Source organism: Pseudomonas sp. CGJS7 (assembly GCF_036961695.1).
The window spans coordinates 94,164-113,018 of the sequence record NZ_JBAMDI010000010.1 but is presented as its reverse complement, the minus strand read 5'-3'; the positions used below and the strand labels follow the sequence as shown (position 1 = coordinate 113,018).

Below are 18,855 nucleotides of genomic sequence, written 5' to 3'. Positions count from 1 at the left end.
ATCGCTATATCGCGATACGTTGATGGAAGGCAGTGTCGGCGGGCTGGGTGGCGGTCGGGGCTGGGTGTCAGCCATTGGGTCGCGGTTCGAGCTGTTGGCCCCGCTGCGATGTTGATTCGGCGGCTCGTGTTCGCCGCTTCGATGGCGATTCGTCGTGGTTTTGAATTCCTAGTCCCCTCTCCTGCTTTCGTCTCTTTCAAACGGTTACGTAACTCTCATGGATCTAGAAGGCTGGTCGTCCCGCTTGAAAGTATTCGCCGACGCCACCCGTGTGCGTCTGCTGACCCTGCTCGAACGCGAGGAGCTGACCGTGGCCGAGCTGTCGGCGATCACCCGCCTGGCCCAGCCGCGCGTCTCCACCCACCTGTCCAAGCTCAAGGAAGCCGGGCTGGTGCGCGACCGCCGCGCCGGGGTGTCGGCCTATTACCGTTTCGATGAGGGCGCGCTGGACCAGGCCCAGCATGCGCTGTGGCAGACCCTGAGCACCGGCAGCGACGATCCGCTGCTGCGCCAGGACGCCGAACGGGTGCCGGCGGTGCTGGCGATGCGCGCCTCCGACCAGAACTGGGCCGATTCGGTGGCCGGCGACATGGAGCGCCACTACTCGCCCGGCCGCACCTGGGAAGCGCTGGCGCGCTCGGCCCTGCCCTTGCTGCAACCCGGCGACGTGCTCGACATCGCCTCCGGCGACGGCGTGCTGGCCGAGCTGCTGGCCCCGCATTCGCACCGCTATATCTGCCTGGACGCCAGCACCAAGGTCGTCGCCGCCGCCTCCGAGCGTCTGCGCAAGCTCAAGAACGTGGAAGTGCGCGAGGGCGACATGCACGCGCTGCCGTTCGACAGCGAGACCTTCGATCTGGTGGTGCTGATGCACGCGCTCACCTACGCCGAGCACCCGGGCCAGGCCGTGGCCGAGGCCGCGCGGGTGCTGCGTCCGGGCGGGCGGGTGTTGCTGACCAGCCTGGCCAAGCACGAACACCGCGGCGCGGTCGAAGCCTTCGGCCACGTCAATCTGGGCTTCGCCGAGAAAGACCTGCAGAAGTTCGCGACCAAGGCCGGCTTCGACATCGTCAGCTGCCAGACCGTCACCCGCGAACGCCGGCCGCCGCATTTCGAAGTGATCGCGCTGATGGCGCGCAAGCCTGGCGGCGAACCTGCGCGCAAGCCGGCCAAGAAGTAAGGAGCCGCCGATGAAACCGTTACCGTGGATCAATCCCGAACGCGCCCAGGCCCTGCTGGACGGGCTGGCGCGGCGCATCCTGATCATGGACGGCGCGATGGGCACGATGATCCAGCAGTATTCGCTGGAAGAAGCCGACTACCGCGGCGAGCGCTTCGCCGAAGGCTACGACCGCCTGTACGCGCCGCGCGACGAGCACGGCGGCGAGCACGCCCACGGCGAGGGCTGCGGCTGCGCGCACGACCAGCGCGGCAACAACGACCTGCTGACCCTGACCCGGCCCGACATCATCGGCGGCATCCACGCCGAGTACCTCGCCGCCGGCGCGGATCTGATCGAAACCAATACCTTCAACTCGACCACCATCTCGCTGGCCGACTACGGGCTGGAACATCTGGCGCGCGAGCTCAACGAGCAAGGCGCGCGCCTGGCCCGCAAGGCCTGCGACGAGGCCGAGGCGCGCGACGCCGCCGCCGGCATCGCCAAGCCGCGCTACGTGATCGGCGTGCTCGGCCCGACCAGCCGCACCGCTTCGCTGAGCCCGGACGTCAACCGTCCCGGCTATCGCGCGATCACCTTCGACGAATTGCGCATCGCCTATCGCGAAGCCACCGACGGTCTGATCGACGGCGGCGCCGACGTAATCATGGTCGAGACCATCTTCGACACGCTCAACGCCAAGGCCGCGTTGTTCGCGATCGAGGAAGCCTTCGACGCGCGCGGCGCGCGCTTGCCGGTGATGATCTCCGGCACCATCACCGACGCGTCGGGCCGCACCTTGTCGGGCCAGACCGCGGAAGCGTTCTGGTATTCGGTGCGCCACACCCAGCCGGTCGCGATCGGCCTGAACTGCGCGCTCGGCGCCAAGGACCTGCGCGTGCACATCGACGTGCTGGCGCAGATCGCCGACGCCAACATCAGCACCCACCCCAATGCCGGTCTGCCCAACGCGTTCGGCGGTTACGACGAAACCCCGGAGGACATGGCCGCGGTGCTGGGCGAATTCGCCCGCGCCGGGTTGTTGAACCTGGTCGGCGGTTGCTGCGGGACGACGCCGGCGCATATCGCGGCGATCGCGGCGGTGGTCGAGGGGGTGGAGCCGCGCAAGCCGTTGCAGTTGGTCGATGTGGCGGCGTGAGTTAATCCGATCCGCCGCGCACCTTGCCTACCGTCATTCCCGCCTGCGCGGGAATGACGAGCAAAAACAGCGAAGAACCACGAAGAACGCCAAGCAATGACCTCAGCCCTTCCCCGCCAAACCCGCCTCAGCGGCCTGGAGCCGTTGCAGATCACCCCGGAAAGCAACTTCGTCAACGTCGGCGAACGCACCAACGTCACCGGCAGCGCGCAGTTCAAGAAGCTGATCCTGGAAGGCCGCTTCGATGAGGCCATCGTGGTCGCGCGCCAGCAGGTCGAGAACGGCGCGCAGGTGCTCGACGTCAATATGGACGAGGGCCTGCTCGATTCGGAAGCGGCGATGGTCGCCTACCTCAACCTGATCGCCGCCGAGCCCGACATCGCCCGCATTCCGGTGATGGTCGACAGCTCCAAGTGGACGGTGATCGAAGCCGGGTTGAAGTGCCTTCAGGGCAAAGGCATCGTCAACTCGATCTCGATGAAGGAAGGCGAAGCCGAATTCCTGCGTCAGGCGCGGCTGGTGCGGCGTTACGGCGCGGCGGTGGTGGTGATGGCCTTCGATGAGGTCGGCCAGGCCGACAGCATCGACCGCAAGGTCGAGATCTGCTCGCGCGCCTACAAGCTGCTGACCGAACAGATCGGTTTTCCGCCCGAAGACATCATCTTCGACCCGAACGTGTTCGCCATCGCCACCGGCATCGAAGAACACAACAACTACGCGGTCGACTTCATCGAGGCCACCCGCGAGCTAAAGCGGCGCTTTCCCTTCAGCCATATCTCCGGCGGCGTCTCCAACGTTTCGTTCTCCTTCCGCGGCAACGAAGTGGTGCGTCAGGCGATCCACGTGGTGTTTCTGTACCACGCGATCAAGGCCGGCATGGACATGGGCATCGTCAACGCCGGCGGCCTGCCGCTGTACGACGATCTGGACGCGGAGCTGCGCGAGCGGGTCGAGGACGTGGTGCTCAATCGCCGCGCCGACGGCACCGAGCGGCTGCTGGAGATCGCCGACCGCTTCAAGGGCAAGAAGGGCGAGAAAAAGGTCGAAGACCTGCGCTGGCGCGACAAGCCGGTGCGCGATCGCCTGAGCCACGCGCTGGTCCACGGCATCGACCAATGGATCGAAGAAGACACCGAGGCGGCGCGGATCGAATCCGCGCGCCCGCTGGACGTGATCGAAGGCCCGCTGATGTCGGGCATGAACGTGGTCGGCGACTTGTTCGGCGCGGGCAAGATGTTCCTGCCGCAGGTGGTCAAGTCCGCGCGGGTGATGAAGAAAGCGGTCGCCTACCTGCTGCCGTATATCGAGGCCGAGAAGCTGCGCACCGGCGATGTCGGCAAGTCCAACGGCAAGATCGTCATGGCCACGGTCAAGGGCGACGTGCACGACATCGGCAAGAACATCGTCGGCGTGGTGCTGGCCTGCAACAACTTCGAGGTGGTCGACCTGGGCGTGATGGTGCCGGCGCAGACCATCCTGGATCGGGCCAAGGCCGAGAACGCCGACCTGATCGGCCTGTCGGGCCTGATCACGCCTTCGCTGGAAGAGATGAGCCACGTCGCCCGCGAAATGCAGCGCCAGGGCTTCACCATGCCGTTGCTGATCGGCGGCGCGACCACCTCGCGCGCGCACACCGCGCTGAAGATCGACCCGCATTACAAGTCGCCGACGATCTGGGTCAAGGACGCGTCGCGCGCGGTCGGCGTGGCCCAGTCGCTGATCTCGATCGAACTGCGCGAACCCTTCGTCGCCGCCAACGCCTCGGACTACGCGGAAATCCGCGAGCGCCACAAGAACCGCGGCGACGGCAAGCGGCTGGTGTCGCTGGAGAAGGCGCGCGGCCAGCGTTTCGACGGCGGCTGGAACGAGTACGTCCCGCCCGCGCCCAAGCGCTTGGGCGTGCACGTGTTCGACGACTATCCGCTGGAGGAACTGGTCGAGTACATCGACTGGACGCCGTTCTTCAACACCTGGGAACTGGCCGGGCGTTACCCCGCCATCCTGACCGACGAGATCGTCGGCACCCAGGCCAGCGAGCTGTACCGCGACGCGCGCAAGATGCTCAAGCAACTGGTTGCGGAGAAGTGGATCAAGGCCAAGGCCGTGTTCGGCATCTGGCCGGCGAACTCCGTCGGCGACGATGTCGACGTGGACCTATCCGTCGCCAACGCTGAGCTACCGCTCGCGGGCGAGGGCTCGCACGACGCAACCAATGGCACGCCCCCATCCCAACCTTCTCCCGCAAGCGGAAGGAGCCAAGGCAGCCAGGAACTGGGCGCAACCACTCGCCTCCACTTCCTGCGCCAACAAGCCGACAAACCCGTCGACCGCCCCGATTTCTGCCTGGCCGACTTCATCGCCCCCAAGGACAGCGGCCGCCAGGACTGGATCGGCGCCTTCGCCGTCACCGCCGGCATCGGCATCGAGCCGCATGTGGCGCGCTTCGAGGCCGATCACGACGACTACAACGCGATCATGGTCAAGGCCCTGGCCGACCGTTTCGCCGAGGCGCTGGCCGAGCGGCTGCACCAGCGCGTGCGCAAGGAATTCTGGGGTTACGTCAGCGACGAAACCCTCGACAACGAAGCGCTGATCGACGAAGGCTACCGCGGCATCCGCCCCGCCCCGGGCTATCCGGCCTGCCCGGAGCACAGCGAGAAGGCGCGCCTGTTCCAGATGCTCGACGCCACCGCCCACACCACTCTGGAACTGACCGAAAGCTTCGCCATGTACCCGGCCGCGGCGGTCTCGGGCTATTACTTCAGCCATCCGGGCAGCCAGTACTTCGTGGTCGGCCGGGTCAACAAGGAACAGGTCGAGGACTACGCCCGCCGCAAGGGCGTGAGCCTGGCCCAGGCCGAGCGCTGGTTGGCCTCGAATCTGGATTACGATCCGGAATGACGGCCGCCGCCCGCGCCCGACCGGGCGCGGCGCCGCCCGATTCCACCGGACCGATACGAGAGCTGCACGGATGAGCGAAATCCTCCTGCCTGAAGACGTCGCCGACGACGAATCTTCCGATCCGCGCGGCAACGCCGCCTTCATCGAGAAACACGCCGGCCCCGGCCGCATCGGCCTGTGCGGCGGACGCGACTTCATCAACAAGCTGATCCGCAAGGCGCAGTCGCCGCTGACCGAGGACGGCCACCGCAGCCTGTGGTCGCACGCCTTCATGTTCAGCGAGCGGCGCATCGACGGCCACTGGTGGGTGATCGAGTCCGACCTGGACCTGCGCTACAAGCAGATCCGCCTGGGCGTGCAGGAGAACCGGGTCGAGCGCTACTACGACGCCGAAGCGTTCCCGAACATCGCGATCCTGGATTTCGGCCTGAGCGATGAGCAACTGCGCAAGGTGCAGATCGCCGGGCTGGACCTGCTGGCCGGTCTGTCGAGTTATTCGATCAGCGAGTTGGTCGGCACCTTGATGGCAATGCACAGCCGCCGCCTGCGCAAGCGCAGCAACCTGCTGGCCAAGGAAGGCGCGTTGTACTGCTCGGCCCTGGTCCAGCACTGCTATCACGCCGCCGGCATCGAGTTTTTGCCGGGCGTTCCGGGCAAGAACATCGCCCCGCACGACATCGACGAATCGCCGCTGCCGCATCGCACCCAGCGCATCATCCGCGACTTGGGCGTGTCGACGGTGCGCGAGCTGGGCCATCGCTCGCGGCAACTGCTGAGCGAAACCTTCGACTGAGCGCGCCGTCGCGCGGCAAGCCCCAGCCCTACACCGCCGACAACGCCGCGGCATGCGCCGCGACGTTGCCGATGCGCCAGCGGCCAACCGCGCCGCCGGACGCGATTACGGCCCGGTCGGCGGCTGCGGCCGCTCGATGTTGTAGCGGGTGACCGCGCAGTCGGAGAAGCCCGAACGCACCGTGTTGACGAACACGTTCTCCACGCAGGTGGCATCCACCGCGCCGCTGAGACCGTGGATCACCCCGCCCTGGCGCGACATGATGGTGTTGTGCACCACCCGCACCCGCGGCGATTGATTCAAGCGGATCATGTGGCTGGAATCGAAGTCCAGGAACTGATTGCCGATCAGTTGCGCATCGGCCGAATCCCACAACTCCAGGCCGACGTTGCCGTTGTAACCGGCGACCACGTTGTTGCTGATGACCGCGCGCGGCAGCCCCAGCAGACGCAGCGCCGGCCCCGGCGGCGAAGGCTGCATGCCGTCGCTGGGGAAGCCGATCACGCGATTGCCGACCACCCGGTTGGGCTCGGCGCTGGGGTCATGATTGTCGCCGCGGACCACGATCGGCGTGTCCTGGGCGCGCAGCACGGTGTTGTTCAACAGTTGGCCGCCGGCCTGCGTGTTCATGTCGATGCCGATCGGGAAACCGTCGACACGGCAGTTGCGCACCGTGACCTTGGTGCCCGGGCTGACCCGGATGCCGAATACCGCGCCTGCGGGGCCGCCGTTGGCCGGCCGGTTGGTGAGGGTGCGGCCGCGGCAATCGAGTTCGACGTCCGAGCCGGAGATGTCGATGGGCACGCTGCGGTTAGCGCTGAGGCAGAACTTGCCCGGGCCGAAAATCGTCACTCGCTGCGGATCGAGGATGGTGTCGCAGGCCAACGCGTTGGCGCTCAGCAGCAGACCGGTCAGTGCCAGGCCCGCCATCGGGATCAGTCGCATGAAATTCCTTTTCGTTGATGAAGTCGAGCGGCTTGCACGCCGTCCATGGCCGCGGTCCGAGCCGGCCGCGACTGCCGGCGGCGTGCAGTGAATGCTAGGCGGCGCGGGTCTCCCAGGCCGCGACGGGGCGCGCCGGCGACCGCCGGCGGCGCGGATCGCCGGATCTGCGCGCGGCGCGCTATCGCCAAACAGTACGCAATGGTATGTTTCGCCCGTCCCCGTGCGGCGGGCCGATCCGGCCGCCCTTCCCCAGACCCGGCGCGCATGTCCGATCTCCTGCTGTTTTCCCACGCCAACGGCTTCCCCGCCCCGGTTTACGGGGTGATGCTCGACGCCCTGGCCGCGCGCTTCCGGATCGAACGGCCGGAGCGGATCGGCCACGACCCGCGCTATCCGGTGACCCTGGACTGGCCGCACCTGGTCGAGGAACTGGCCGCGCGGGTGCAGGCCGCGGCCGGCAACGCGCGGCGGATCTGGCTGGTCGGCCATTCGCTGGGCGGGTATCTGAGCCTGCTCGCCGCCCATCGCCTGGCCGAGAGCGCGATCGCGCCGCGGCTGGCGGGCGTGGTGATGCTCGACTCGCCGCTGATCGCCGGCTGGCGCGCGCACCTGGTTTCGCTCGGTCGCCGCACCGGCCTGGACAATCTGGTGATGCCGACCCGCGCGACCTTGCAGCGGCGCAAGCATTGGCCCGACCGCGCCGCGGTGCGCGAGCATTTTCTGGCCAAGCCGACCTTCGCGCGCTGGGACACGCGGGTGCTCAACGACTATGTCGAACACGGCACCCGCGCGGCCGCCGACGGCGCGCGCGAGTTGGCGTTCGACCGCGACATCGAATATCGGATCTACCGCAGCCTGCCGACTACCTCACTGAGCGGGCTGACGCCGAAGCTGCGGTTCCCGGTGGGTTTTCTCGCCGGCACCCGTTCGCGCGAACTGCGCAACGCCGGCTCGGCGGCGACCCGGCGGCTGGTCGGCCCGCGTTGGGCCTGGGTCGAGGGCGGGCATTTGTTCCCGATGGAACGCCCGCTGGACACCGCCCAGGCGATCGCGGCGATGATCGATACGATCGCGCCGGAGCAGCGCGAGGGCGACGCGCCGTCGACGTTGGCGCGCGCGGTCGGCGCCTGAAACGACAGCCCAGCGCCGCCGCGCACGAGCGCGGCGACGGCCGCGGCGTTTACCAGACCAGATCGTCGGGCACGCGGTACTGCGGATCGGCGTAAGGATCTTCCTCGGCCGTGGCGTTGGGATCGACCTTCAGCGCCACCGCCGGCGCGAACACCGCTTCGGCCTGCTCCAGCATCGCCGCGGTCACCAGCACGTAGCGGCCTTCCAGCTGCAGCACGCCGAGCTCGCCCGCGTTGAGCTGCTTGAGTTGTTCGGCGGTGACGTAGACGCGCTTGATCTTGCCGCCGTAAGGGAAATGCCGGGCGATGTCGGCATCGGCCACGTTCAGGCCCTGATCCTTCACCAGTTCGGCCAGCTTGGCGCGCGCCTCGCGGCGCAGCCGCGCTTCTTCCTGCTTGGCCTGTTCGGCGGCGATGCGCTCGTCTTTCTCGCGCTGGGCGCGGATCGCATAGGCCTTGGCCAGATCGATGTCTTCGCGGCTGCCGGGCTTGCCCGAATGGCCCGAACGGCCCTGCCCCGGCTTGCCGGGGCGGCGGGCGTCCGCGGGTTTTTGCCCCGGGCGGCCGCCCGGACGCTGTTCGCCCGGCTTGCGCGCATCCTCGCGGCGCGCGCCGTCGGCGCGCTGCTGCGGCTTGCCGGCGCCGCGATTGTCGCCGCGACGGCCTTCGCCGGGCTTGTTTTCGCCGGGTTTGTTGCCGCCGCGGCGATCGTCGGCGCGGCGTTCGGTACGTTCGGGCTTGGGCGCGGGCTTGAAGCCCAGACCCAGCAATTGGTCGCGGAGAGTGTCGCTCATTGCTCGGTAATCAGTAATGCGGCGGGGGTGGTTCGCTGGCGGCGTCGCCGGTCAGCGGGCTGGCCGCCATGGCGGCGCGCAGGTGCTTGATCTCATCGAGCGCGCGAAACAGCAGCAACGAGTTGCGCGCCTCTTCGCTGCGCGCGGCGGCCAGGGCATCGCTGAGTTCGGTCAGCGCATGCTCCTGGAACGCGACGCGCGTTTCCAGATCGATCAGGCGCTGCTGGAGTTCGGTATCGGACAAAACGATGGATCCGTGATCGGCGTGAAATGAACTGACGGGCGGAACTGAAAGGAAGGCTCAATCGCCGTCGATCAGGATCGAACGGCCGCGACCGATGCCGTAATAGGCCAGATCGGCCGCTTCGACCTCATCGGGATGGTACAGGTTGCGTCCGTCGAAGATCACGCCGTCGGCCAGGGCCTGGCGCACGCGGACGAAATCGGGGCTGCGGAACTGCTTCCATTCGGTCACCACCACCAGCGCGTCGGCGTCGGCCAGCGCGGCGCGGGCCGAGTCGCACAGGACCAGATCCTCGCGCTCGCCGAAGATCCGCTCGGCCTCTTCGCTGGCCTCCGGGTCGTAGGCGCGCACGCGCGCGCCGGCCGCCCACAGTTGCGCCAGCAGTTTGCGGCTGGACGCCTCGCGCATGTCGTCGGTGTTGGGCTTGAACGCCAGGCCCCACACGGCGAAGGTCTTGCCGCTGATGTCGCCGCCGTAATGACGCTGGATCAGCTCGAACAGATGGCCCTTCTGGCTGTCGTTGACCGCCTCGACCGCATCGAGCAGGCGCGCCTGATAGCCGTGCTGCTGAGCGGTGCGCGCCAGCGCCTGCACGTCCTTGGGAAAGCACGAGCCGCCGTAACCGGCGCCGGGGTAGATGAAGTGCCAGCCGATGCGCGGGTCCGAACCGATGCCCTGGCGGACCATCTCGACGTCGGCGCCGACTTTCTCGGCGATGTTGGCGATCTCGTTCATGAAACTGATCTTGGTCGCGAGCATGGCGTTGGCTGCGTACTTGGTCAGCTCGGCCGAGCGCAGATCCATGATCACGATGCGCTCGTGATTGCGGTTGAACGGCGCGTACAAGCGCTTGAGCTTTTCCACCGCGACCAGATTGGACGCGCCGATGACGATGCGGTCCGGGCGCATGCAATCGTTGACCGCATCGCCTTCCTTGAGGAATTCGGGATTGGAGGCGACGTCGAAAGTCACCTGCACGCCACGGGTTTCCAGCTCGCGCGCGATGGTCGCCTGGACCTTGTCGGCGGTGCCGACCGGCACGGTGGACTTGTTGACCACCACCACCGGGCGATCGATGTGCCGGCCGATGGTCGAGGCCACCGCCAGCACGTAACGCAGGTCCGCGCTGCCGTCTTCGTCGGGCGGCGTGCCGACCGCGATGAAGATCAGATCGCCGTGGGCGATCGCGCCGGCGGCGTCGGTGGTGAAGTGCAGACGGCCGGCGGCGTGATTGGCCTTGACCATCGCCTCCAGCCCCGGCTCGTAAATCGGGATCACGCCTTGGTTCAAGCCCTCGACCTTGGCCTGGTCGATATCGACGCAGACCACGTCGTGCCCGACATCGGCCAGGCAAGTGCCGGTAACCAGGCCCACATAACCGGTGCCGAAGATGGTGACGCGCATTCGTTGACTCTCTGTGCGGGTGGAAGCGGGCTTGCTAGCGAGGATGCAACCGGGAACTCATTACCTGGAGCGGAACCGTTCGAAAACCAAGCGCCGGAAACCAAAACGGGAGTGGCCCGCGGACCGGATCCGGGCCGGGGCACTGTAGCTGCGCCGCGTGTAGAACGCGACGCACGCCACGGCCCCTGCCCTTCGGTCCCGCGATGCCACTCCCGCCTTACCGATGCCTCAACCCATTAATGCGTCTTGGGACCGGTGCCCATCGCCGCCGATTCCGGGCCGCCGGCCGGGGCGTCGGCCTTGACGATATCGAGCAGCTCCACGTCGAACACCAGGGTCGCGTTCGGACCGATCGGGCCGCCCGGGGTGCCCTGCTCGCCGTAGCCGAGCTTGCTGGGGATCCACAGCTTGAACTTGCTGCCGACCGGCATCAGCGCGATGCCTTCCTGCCAGCCCGGGACCACCGCGCCGAGCGGGAACGTCGCCGGCTCGTTGCGATCGTAGGAGCTGTCGAAGGTCTTGCCGTCGAGCAGAGCGCCCTTGTAGTGCACGCGCACGGTGTCGCTGGCCTTGGGCTTGGCGCCCTTGCCTTCGGTCACCATCTGGTACTGCAGGCCCGAAGCGGTGGTCACCACGCCCGGCTTCTTGCCGTTGGCGGCGAGGAATTTCTCGCCCTCTTCCTGGTTCTTCTTGGCCATCGCGACCATCTTCTCGACCTGCTTGTTGCGCACTTTCTCCTGCAGGCGCTGACGGATCTGCTGGGCTTCCTCATCGCTCAACAGCGGCTTGTCGCCCTTCATGTTGGCCTGCATCGACTTCTGCAGCACGGCCATATCCAGATCGTCCTTGAGCAGTTCCAGCGAGCGGCCCATGTCCATGCCGATCAGGTAGCTGTCTTGTTCCTTCTCGGTCTTCATGCCGCCCAGCGCCTTGACTTCGGCGGCCTTGGGGTCGGCCTTGTCGCCGCTCTTGGCGTCGGCGGCCTTGTCGGCGGCCGGCTTGTCGGCCTGGTTGCAACCGGCGGCGAACAGCGCCATCGAGGCCACGGCGATCGCGAGGGCGGTGTTGCGCATGAAAGGCTTCATCAAACTGCACTCCTGAGAGACTGGATAACTGGAAGGTGGGAATCGCAAGGCCATCAGCCGGGGCCGGTCGGACAAACTGCCGCAAACCGGCTGAACGCCACGCTAGGACGGCCCGCGTCGGCGACGCGGGCCGCGCGGATCACAGAATGTCGAGCAGTTCGACTTCGAAGGTCAGAGTCGAGTTGGGACCGATGCTCGGCGGCGCGCCGTTGGGGCCGTAGGCCAGTTCCGAGGGGATCCAGAACTTGAACTTGCTGCCCACCGGCATCATCGCCAGGCCTTCCTGCCAGCCCTGGATCACGCCGTTGACCGGGAATTCGGCCGGCTGGCCGCGATCGTAGGAGCTGTCGAAGGTCTTGCCGTCGAGCAGCGTGCCCTTGTAGTTCACGCTGACCTTGTCGGTCGGCTTGGGACGCTCGCCCGAACCCTGGCGCAGGATCATGTACTGCAGGCCCGAGCCGGTGGTGAACACGCCCTTGACCTTCTTGTTGTTCTCCAGGAACGCCTTGCCGTCGGTGAGGTTCTTCTCCCCCGCCGCGGCCGCTTCGGCCTTGAGCTTGGTCTGCATCTTCTCGCTGAAGTTGGTCAGCACCGTGCGCGCGTCGCCTTCGGCCAGCAGCGCCTTGCCGCCGCTGAGCGAGGTGCGCACGGCCTGCACCAGCACCGGCAACTCGATCTCGTTTTTGATCTGCTTCAGCGCCGGTCCGACCATGTAGGTGCCGATCAGCAGGCCGACCTTGTCCTTGGCCACCGCCGGCGGCGCCGCGCCCGGGGCGGCGCCCGGAACCGGCTTGCCTTCGCGCGAGGCGATGCGCGCGCGCAGGGCGGTGTCGACGGTGCGCGCCTCATCCTGGGTGATCAGCGGCTTGCCGTCGTCGAAGACGTTCTTGAGCGCGCGTTCGAACGCGGCCGAATCCAGGTCCGGGCCGACCGGCTTGAGCGAGGACGCCACGTCCAGGCCGATGGCGTAACTGATTTTTTCGCGTTCGTTGGCGAGCACGGTTTTGTCCTGAGCAGAAGCGGCGCCGCCGTACAGCGCTGCAGTGGTGATCAACACGGCTGCGCCGCGCACGAAAGCCTTCATCGGGGTCCAGCTCCTGGTTGCTTGTCCTGATAGCCAATGGTCCGCCGCGGCGCGGCGCCAGCCCACCATTGTCGCGGGCATGGGCGCAAGCGGCAATGTTCCAGTGTGACGGCGGACAAGCGCCGAAGTTCCGTCGGTCGGCGCGACCGGCGGCGGCGAAACCCGACCGCGCGCGCAAATCGGCGCGCGGCGGGCGCCGCGGGGGCCGCCGCGGGCTTATTTTCCGACCGCGCCGGACTTGGCCGCCGGTTTGGCCGAGGGCACCGCCAGGGCGCGCTCGATCGCAGCGACCACGCTGGGATCGTCGGGCGTGACCTTGCTGCCGTAACTGGCGATCAGCTTGCCGTCGCGGCCGATCAGATACTTGTGGAAGTTCCATTTCGGCGCTTCGCCGGCGGCCTTGCTCAGATCCTTGTACAGCGGCGTGGCCTGATCGCCGATCACATGCACCTTCTCGAACATCGGGAACTTGACCCCGTAGGTCAGCGTGCAGAACTGCTGGATCTGCTTTTCGTCCTCGTATTCCTGGGCCTTGAAGTCGCCCGAGGGGAAGCCGAGCACGGCGAAGCCCTTGGCCTTGTACTTGGCGTGCAGCCCTTCCAGGGCCTCGAATTGCGGGGTGAAGCCGCATTTGCTGGCGGTGTTGACCACCAATACGACATCGCCGCCGTAGGTGCGGGCCAGATCGACCGGCTGCTTGCCCGCCAGCGGGCGGTAGCTGCGGTCGAGCAGGCCGGAACCGGCCGCGAACGCGACCCCGGCGGTCGCGGCCAGGGCCAACAGCAGGACGGAAGCGGCGGCGCGGCGGGCGCGCGGGCGCGGGAGCAGGGTCGAGGTCATGGGGGGCGGGCTCGGTTGGGCGGTGAAAGGCGGCCGCGGCGCGGCCGGACACCGTTAGCAATGGGGATTCGGCGGAACCGGGCCAAGTATGACTTCAGTTGGGTACGCGGCGGTTGACTCGGCGTGTTTAGGTGTTATAGTTGCATACAACACCGGCCCACTAACGAGCAGGATGACCCCATGAACCGCAAGCTTCACAACTCGATATCGGGCCTGATGGCCGCCGGTGGCGCCTTGGTTCTTGGCCTGGTCATCATGCTTCCGTTGCCGGCGCCGGTCGCGGCTCCGGCCCAGGGCCTGGTCCAGTTCGCCGGCGACGCCCCGGCGACCCGCCCGATCGAACTCGACCTCGGCGCGGTCAAGGCCCGGATCAGCTTCAACCGCGACTACCTGGAACGCGCCCGCAGCCGTTCCGGCGACCTCAGCGGCGCCGCGCGCCGGATCGAATCCAGCGCCAGTCAACTCGAACGCGCCACCAGCGCCAGCGAACTGGCGGATTTCGCCGGCCTGCTGGCCCGCGACGTGGCCGATCTCAGCGCGATGGCCAGCGCCATCGAACCCCAAGCCGCCGCGGAGCCGGCGCGCACCGAAATCAAGCGCAAGGCCGGGAACGCCTCGCGCCGCAACCGAAGCAATCTCGTTATGCCCTATTTCTCCTTCCTGTCGCGGGGCTGAGCCATGACCGCAATCCAATGGAGCGACGGCGCTCCGATCTATCGCCAGCTCAAGGAGCGCGTCGTCGCGATGATGCTCGACGGCGTGCTCAAGCCCGGCGATGCCCTGCCCTCCGTGCGGCAGGTCGCAGCCGAATACCAACTCAACCCCATCACCGTCTCGCGCGCCTACCAGGAATTGGCCGACGAGGCGCTGGTCGAAAAACGCCGAGGCCTGGGCATGTACGTGACCGAAGAAGCCGCAAGGAAACTGCTCCTCAACGAGCGCGACCGCTTCCTGCGCGAGGAATGGCCGCTGGTGCTCGAACGCATCGCCCGGCTGGGCCTGAACACCCAGGAATTGCTCGGCGGCGGCGCTGCCGGCAACCACAGCGGCAACGACGACAAGGCAGGCGCGCCATGACCAACGCCGTCCACATCGATCCGGGCCACATCGTCACCGCGCGCGGCCTGCGCAAGGCCTACAAGAACAAGCTCGCGCTCAACGACACCAGCTTCGACATCCCCGCCGGCCGCATCGTCGGCCTGATCGGCCCCAACGGCGCCGGCAAGACCACCGCGCTCAAGGCGATCCTGGGCCTGACCGCGTTCGAAGGCCAGCTCTCGGTGCTCGGCCGCGATCCGCGCAGCCAGCGCGATGAGCTGATGCGCGATGTGTGCTTCATCGCCGACGTCGCGGTGCTGCCGCGCTGGCTGAAGGTGCGCGAGGCGATCGAGTTCGTCGCCGGCACCCACCCGCGCTTCGACCGCGCCAAGTGCGAGCGTTTCCTGCACGGCACCCAGCTCAAGCCGGAAATGCGGGTCCGCGAAATGTCCAAGGGCATGATCGTGCAACTGCACCTGGCCCTGGTGATGGCCATCGACGCGCGCCTGCTGGTGCTGGACGAGCCGACCCTGGGCCTGGACATCCTCTACCGCAAGCAGTTCTACCAGCGCCTGCTGGAGGACTACTTCGACGAGAACAAGACCATCGTCATCACCACCCATCAGGTCGAGGAGATCGAACACATCCTCACCGATGTGATGTTCATCCGCGACGGCAAGATCGTGCTGGATTGTCCGATGGAAAACCTCGGCGAGCGTTTCACCGAAGTGCTGGTCGACCGCGAAAAGGCCGAACACGCCCGCACCCTGGGCCCGCTGGACGAACGCGCGCTGCCGTTCGGCAAGACCGTGATGTTGTTCGACGGCGTCAGCGCCACGCAACTGGAAGACCTCGGCGAAATCCGCACTCCCGGACTGGCCGATCTGTTCGTCGCAACCATGAAGGGGACCTACGCATGAATGCCGGCGCAGACGAAATGACCGATCGCACCGCTCCGCGCGCGGTGGCCGCTTTCCCGCCCCAGCAGATCTTCAAGATGCTGCTCAAGCGCGAGTTCTGGGAGCATCGCGGCGGCTTCCTGTGGGGCCCGCTGATCGCCGGCGCGATCGCGATCTGTTTCGCCGTGGTCGGCGTGATCGCGGGTTCGGTGTTGTTCCACAAGGTCGCCGCCGACAGTACCGACGGCGTCAACGTCGACATGTCCGGCAGCGGCGAGAAGATCGGCGGAATCGGCGACATGGCCCTGGCCGGCGGCCTGGGCCTGGTGTTCACGGTGTTCGTGTTCGTGGTGTTCTTCTACGCCCTGGGCTCGATCTACGACGAACGCAAGGACCGCAGCATCCTGTTCTGGAAGTCGCTGCCGGTCTCCGACACCCAGGCGGTGCTGTCCAAGCTGCTGTGGGCGCTGGTGCTGGCGCCGGTGCTGGCGGCGGTGATCGGCTTGGCGGTCGGTCTGGTGATGTGGGTGCTGGCGTGGCTGGCCGCGTTGCTCAACGGCGTGGACGGCGCATCGGCGATCTTCACCCAGGCCCATCCGCTGCAACTGATCGCCGAGATCGTCCTGGCCATCCCGGTGTACGCGCTGTGGGCGCTGCCGACGGTGGGCTGGCTGATGCTGTGCTCGGCCTGGGCGCGCAGCGTGCCCTTCGTCTGGGCGGTGGTGATCCCGCTGCTGGCCTGCGTGTTCGTGAGCTTTCTGGACATCATGCCGGGCATCGAGATCCCGCACGGCGCGATCTGGTACACGGTCGGTCTGCGCGGCCTGCTCAGCGTAGTCCCGGGCACCTGGTTCCTCAACGAACACGTCGCCGCCAGCGCCAAGGACGCGGCGATGAGCGGCCCCGGCGCGCTGACCCAGTCCATCGACGTCACCAGCAGCCTGCACGCTCTGACCACGGTCGACTTGTGGATCGGCGCGGCGATCGGCGCGGCGATGGTGTACGGCGCGATCCGCCTGCGCCGCTGGCGCGACGAAGGCTGAGTCCGCGTCCTCGCGCCGGCCGATGCCGGCGCGAGGATTCATCGCACCAGCGCTTCAACCGTTTGCGTCCTGCCTGCATCCATCCAGCACCTTCCCGATTCGGAGCGCCCGATGCGCCTGTCCCTCGCCCTCCTCTCCGCCGCCCTGCTGCTGCCGCTGGCCGCTCAAGCCCAAGACCGCTGCGACAACGCCCAGCCGCGCAATCTGCAACTCGATCTGGCCGGGGTGAAAGCCGTGGTGTTCCAGATCGGTTCCGACGATCTGGACATCAAGGGCGCGGCCGGCGCCCGCGGCGAGGTCAAAGGCCGGGCCTGCGCCAGCAACCCCGCCGATCTGGCCGGCCTGACCCTGAGCCAGCGCCGGGTCGGCGACAAACTCTTCGTCACCGCCGAACACCGCGACAAGATCGGCTTCAACTTCAACGGCCAGCGCCACATGCAGTTGCACGCGACGGTGCCGGAAAATCTGCTGGTCCAGCTCGAAGTCGGCTCCGGCGACGCGTCGGTGGAGAACGTCGCCGCGCTCAGCGCCGACGTCAATTCCGGCGACATCAAGATCGGCCGCGTGCGCGGCCTGGTGACCGCCTCGGTGGGTTCGGGCGACATCGACATGGATCAGGTCGGCGCGCTGCAGCTGATCAAGCTCGGTTCGGGCGATCTGAAGGCGCGCGGCATCGCCCGCGACGCCAAGATCGGCTCGGTCGGTTCGGGCGATGTCGAACTGCGCGGCGTCGGCGGTTCGGTCGAACTCGAACGCCTCGGCTCGGGCGATCTGGACGTCAGCGACGTGCGCGGCAACCTGCGCGTGGCCCGGGTCGGCAGCGGCTCGGTGCATCACCGCGGCGTCGCCGGCCGGGTCGACGTGCCGCAGGACGATTGATCGCAAGCGCCGCCGCCCGGCGGCGCTGTTCCACCTACCTTCTTTGCATCGCTACAGGCGCGTCGCGCCGAGGATCCAGATCATGAAGCTTTCGCTTTCCGCGCTGACTCCGGTCGCGGTCGCGGCCACCCTGTTGCTGGCGTCCACCACCGGCTGCGCCAAGACCGCCGACAGCGGCCTGCGCGTGGCGGTGCTCGACCACATGCGCATCGACGGCGACCGCGTGGTGTTGCGCGGCGACGGCGGCGGCGAGGCGGAAATCCGCGCCGACGGCGCGTTGCGGATCGACGGCCAGCCGGTCGCGCTGACTTCGGCCCAGCAAGCGGTCAGCAAGCGCTACTACCTGGAAGCCACCGGCATCGGCCGCGACGGCGCGGAAATGGGCAAGGCCGGCAGCGCGATCGCCGGCCACGCGGTCAGCGCGGCCCTGGAAGGCATGCGCACCGGCAACACCGACGACATCGGCAAGAAAGTCGAGGCCGAAGCCTCCAAGCTGGAAGCTCAGGCCAAGCAGATGTGCGGACGCGTGGCGAATCTGCGCAGCGCGCAGGAACAGCTCAGCGCTTCGCTGCCGGCATTCAAGCCGTTCGCCGGCATCGACGCGGACGCGGCGACCGACTGCAAGAGCTGACCGACCGCGGCCGCGGCGCGACGATCAGCCCCGTAGTCCGCTTGCCCGCTCCGTCACGGGCGCCCGCCAGCGAGCGCCCGCGGCCGACGGCTTACTCGTAGTCGGTTTCGCTACCGAGGCTGTCGCGGGTGTTCTTCTGCACCGCGATCGCGGCGAACAGACTCAACGCGTAGGCCATGCCGTAGAAGCCTTTCTCGCTGAAATTCATCTCCGCGTTCCACAAGCCGATGAACAACAGCAGCAGCGCGCTGGCCAGCGAAAACCAGGCCAGGCCGTAGTAGATATTGGTCACCGCGATCCCTTCCAGGCGGTCGCGCACCGACTTTTGCACCGACACGGCCGCGAACAGGCCGTACAGCAGCAAGGTCAGGTAATAGCCCTTTTCGTTGAGCTGCATCTGCGCGTTCCACAGGCCGATCAGATAGGCCAGCGCGCCCAACATCAGCGCCGTCCACGAAGCGCCGACGAAAGCCGCTGAGGGCTTACGGGAAATGGCAGGGTTCATCATCGATTCCTTGATCGTTGGTAGCGGCTGGGCAATCGCCGAGTCTGCGCCGCCCTGGCCGGGCGGCTTGCCGTGCGGGCGCTCCTAGCCCGCGTCGGCACTATGCCTGCAAGCGCGGCGGCTGTCATCGGCGCAGGCCTCGCCGGGCCGCGGGAATCGCACGCGGCCGACCCGAGGGTGGCTGGATCTCAAGAATCGATCGGATCGGCCGGAAGGAAATGGCCTAAGCAATCGCGGCGCCAGGATCGCGCCCTAACCGGCGGCGCTCAATCCGCGCCCGGCGCATCGCCGCGACGCTGGCCGATTCCGGCGCCTCGGCGGA

At 67.5% G+C, this 18,855-nt stretch carries 17 protein-coding genes and 1 pseudogene; 10 read left to right on the top strand and 8 right to left on the bottom strand.

Annotated elements, in window-relative coordinates; all coding sequences use genetic code 11:
• Positions 1-217 precede the first annotated feature (217 nt).
• The 3 genes and pseudogenes from V7787_RS09085 (at position 218) to V7787_RS09070 (ending at position 6,012) form a co-directional block, all read left to right on the top strand.
• Positions 218-1,180: an ArsR/SmtB family transcription factor gene (locus V7787_RS09085; RefSeq protein WP_336087432.1), complete on the top strand. Its 963-nt coding sequence runs from the start codon at positions 218-220 to the stop codon at positions 1,178-1,180.
• Between the two features lie 10 nt (positions 1,181-1,190).
• A pseudogene (gene metH / locus V7787_RS09075) lies at positions 1,191-5,219 on the top strand (methionine synthase).
• Positions 5,220-5,289: 70 nt separating this feature from the next.
• On the top strand, positions 5,290-6,012 hold the full coding sequence (locus tag V7787_RS09070) for a hypothetical protein (RefSeq protein ID WP_336087430.1): 723 nt from the start codon (positions 5,290-5,292) through the stop codon (positions 6,010-6,012).
• 105 nt (positions 6,013-6,117) lie between these two features.
• Here the strand turns inward: V7787_RS09070 and V7787_RS09065 are convergent, their stop codons facing one another.
• Positions 6,118-6,957: a right-handed parallel beta-helix repeat-containing protein gene (locus tag V7787_RS09065; protein ID WP_336087428.1), complete on the bottom strand. Its 840-nt coding sequence runs from the start codon at positions 6,955-6,957 to the stop codon at positions 6,118-6,120.
• A 264-nt stretch (positions 6,958-7,221) separates the two neighbouring features.
• Here V7787_RS09065 and V7787_RS09060 point away from each other — a divergent pair, with 264 nt between their 5' ends.
• Positions 7,222-8,088 carry an alpha/beta fold hydrolase gene (locus V7787_RS09060; RefSeq protein ID WP_336087426.1) on the top strand — a complete coding sequence of 289 codons (867 nt, stop codon included), beginning with the start codon at positions 7,222-7,224 and terminating at the stop codon, positions 8,086-8,088.
• A 49-nt stretch (positions 8,089-8,137) separates the two neighbouring features.
• Here the strand turns inward: V7787_RS09060 and V7787_RS09055 are convergent, their stop codons facing one another.
• The 6 genes from V7787_RS09055 to V7787_RS09030 form a co-directional block, all read right to left on the bottom strand.
• The gene (locus V7787_RS09055; protein ID WP_336087423.1) at positions 8,138-8,881 is read right to left on the bottom strand and encodes a DUF2058 domain-containing protein; all 744 of its coding nucleotides are present in this window, start codon (positions 8,879-8,881) and stop codon (positions 8,138-8,140) included.
• A gap of 10 nt (positions 8,882-8,891) precedes the next feature.
• A complete protein-coding gene (locus V7787_RS09050) occupies positions 8,892-9,125 on the bottom strand; it encodes a SlyX family protein (protein WP_336087420.1) in 234 nt (77 codons plus the stop codon).
• A gap of 57 nt (positions 9,126-9,182) precedes the next feature.
• Complete coding sequence (locus V7787_RS09045) at positions 9,183-10,529, bottom strand: UDP-glucose dehydrogenase family protein (RefSeq protein WP_336087418.1); 1,347 nt, start codon at positions 10,527-10,529, stop codon at positions 9,183-9,185.
• 236 nt (positions 10,530-10,765) lie between these two features.
• Positions 10,766-11,614: an FKBP-type peptidyl-prolyl cis-trans isomerase gene (locus tag V7787_RS09040; RefSeq protein WP_336087416.1), complete on the bottom strand. Its 849-nt coding sequence runs from the start codon at positions 11,612-11,614 to the stop codon at positions 10,766-10,768.
• 139 nt (positions 11,615-11,753) lie between these two features.
• Positions 11,754-12,698, bottom strand: a complete 945-nt coding sequence (locus tag V7787_RS09035) for an FKBP-type peptidyl-prolyl cis-trans isomerase (RefSeq protein ID WP_336087414.1) — start codon at positions 12,696-12,698, stop codon at positions 11,754-11,756.
• Between the two features lie 216 nt (positions 12,699-12,914).
• The gene (locus V7787_RS09030; RefSeq protein WP_336087412.1) at positions 12,915-13,538 is read right to left on the bottom strand and encodes a glutathione peroxidase; all 624 of its coding nucleotides are present in this window, start codon (positions 13,536-13,538) and stop codon (positions 12,915-12,917) included.
• Between the two features lie 180 nt (positions 13,539-13,718).
• On the opposite strand from V7787_RS09030, the gene V7787_RS09025 reads away from it, so the two are divergent.
• From V7787_RS09025 to V7787_RS09000, 6 genes are all read left to right on the top strand, one after another.
• Positions 13,719-14,213, top strand: a complete 495-nt coding sequence (locus tag V7787_RS09025) for a hypothetical protein (RefSeq protein WP_336087410.1) — start codon at positions 13,719-13,721, stop codon at positions 14,211-14,213.
• Positions 14,214-14,216: 3 nt separating this feature from the next.
• Complete coding sequence (locus V7787_RS09020) at positions 14,217-14,615, top strand: GntR family transcriptional regulator (RefSeq protein WP_336087408.1); 399 nt, start codon at positions 14,217-14,219, stop codon at positions 14,613-14,615.
• Positions 14,612-15,496: an ABC transporter ATP-binding protein gene (locus V7787_RS09015; RefSeq protein ID WP_336087406.1), complete on the top strand. Its 885-nt coding sequence runs from the start codon at positions 14,612-14,614 to the stop codon at positions 15,494-15,496. The genes V7787_RS09020 and V7787_RS09015 overlap by 4 nt, the downstream gene beginning before the upstream one ends.
• Complete coding sequence (locus V7787_RS09010; protein WP_336087404.1) at positions 15,493-16,518, top strand: hypothetical protein; 1,026 nt, start codon at positions 15,493-15,495, stop codon at positions 16,516-16,518. Before V7787_RS09015 ends, V7787_RS09010 begins: the two co-directional genes overlap by 4 nt.
• A gap of 111 nt (positions 16,519-16,629) precedes the next feature.
• Positions 16,630-17,397, top strand: a complete 768-nt coding sequence (locus V7787_RS09005) for a GIN domain-containing protein (protein ID WP_336087402.1) — start codon at positions 16,630-16,632, stop codon at positions 17,395-17,397.
• Between the two features lie 82 nt (positions 17,398-17,479).
• Entirely contained in the window at positions 17,480-18,028 is a 549-nt protein-coding gene (locus V7787_RS09000; protein WP_336087400.1) for a hypothetical protein, read from the top strand.
• A gap of 91 nt (positions 18,029-18,119) precedes the next feature.
• Here V7787_RS09000 and yiaA read toward each other — a convergent pair whose 3' ends face one another.
• Complete coding sequence (yiaA, locus tag V7787_RS08995; RefSeq protein ID WP_336087398.1) at positions 18,120-18,533, bottom strand: inner membrane protein YiaA; 414 nt, start codon at positions 18,531-18,533, stop codon at positions 18,120-18,122.
• Positions 18,534-18,855: the final 322 nt, after the last annotated feature.

What these genes read in the sequence shown, in the direction of transcription:
- V7787_RS09085 (WP_336087432.1), top strand. Translation starts at nt 218, where the DNA reads ATGGATCTAGAAGGCTGGTCGTCCCGCTTGAAAGTATTCGCCGACGCC.
- V7787_RS09070 (WP_336087430.1), top strand. Translation starts at nt 5,290, where the DNA reads ATGAGCGAAATCCTCCTGCCTGAAGACGTCGCCGACGACGAATCTTCC.
- V7787_RS09065 (WP_336087428.1), bottom strand. Translation starts at nt 6,957, where the DNA reads ATGCGACTGATCCCGATGGCGGGCCTGGCACTGACCGGTCTGCTGCTG.
- V7787_RS09060 (WP_336087426.1), top strand. Translation starts at nt 7,222, where the DNA reads ATGTCCGATCTCCTGCTGTTTTCCCACGCCAACGGCTTCCCCGCCCCG.
- V7787_RS09055 (WP_336087423.1), bottom strand. Translation starts at nt 8,881, where the DNA reads ATGAGCGACACTCTCCGCGACCAATTGCTGGGTCTGGGCTTCAAGCCC.
- V7787_RS09045 (WP_336087418.1), bottom strand. Translation starts at nt 10,529, where the DNA reads ATGCGCGTCACCATCTTCGGCACCGGTTATGTGGGCCTGGTTACCGGC.
- V7787_RS09040 (WP_336087416.1), bottom strand. Translation starts at nt 11,614, where the DNA reads ATGAAGCCTTTCATGCGCAACACCGCCCTCGCGATCGCCGTGGCCTCG.
- V7787_RS09035 (WP_336087414.1), bottom strand. Translation starts at nt 12,698, where the DNA reads ATGAAGGCTTTCGTGCGCGGCGCAGCCGTGTTGATCACCACTGCAGCG.
- V7787_RS09030 (WP_336087412.1), bottom strand. Translation starts at nt 13,538, where the DNA reads ATGACCTCGACCCTGCTCCCGCGCCCGCGCGCCCGCCGCGCCGCCGCT.
- V7787_RS09025 (WP_336087410.1), top strand. Translation starts at nt 13,719, where the DNA reads ATGAACCGCAAGCTTCACAACTCGATATCGGGCCTGATGGCCGCCGGT.
- V7787_RS09020 (WP_336087408.1), top strand. Translation starts at nt 14,217, where the DNA reads ATGACCGCAATCCAATGGAGCGACGGCGCTCCGATCTATCGCCAGCTC.
- V7787_RS09015 (WP_336087406.1), top strand. Translation starts at nt 14,612, where the DNA reads ATGACCAACGCCGTCCACATCGATCCGGGCCACATCGTCACCGCGCGC.
- V7787_RS09010 (WP_336087404.1), top strand. Translation starts at nt 15,493, where the DNA reads ATGAATGCCGGCGCAGACGAAATGACCGATCGCACCGCTCCGCGCGCG.
- V7787_RS09005 (WP_336087402.1), top strand. Translation starts at nt 16,630, where the DNA reads ATGCGCCTGTCCCTCGCCCTCCTCTCCGCCGCCCTGCTGCTGCCGCTG.
- V7787_RS09000 (WP_336087400.1), top strand. Translation starts at nt 17,480, where the DNA reads ATGAAGCTTTCGCTTTCCGCGCTGACTCCGGTCGCGGTCGCGGCCACC.
- yiaA (WP_336087398.1), bottom strand. Translation starts at nt 18,533, where the DNA reads ATGAACCCTGCCATTTCCCGTAAGCCCTCAGCGGCTTTCGTCGGCGCT.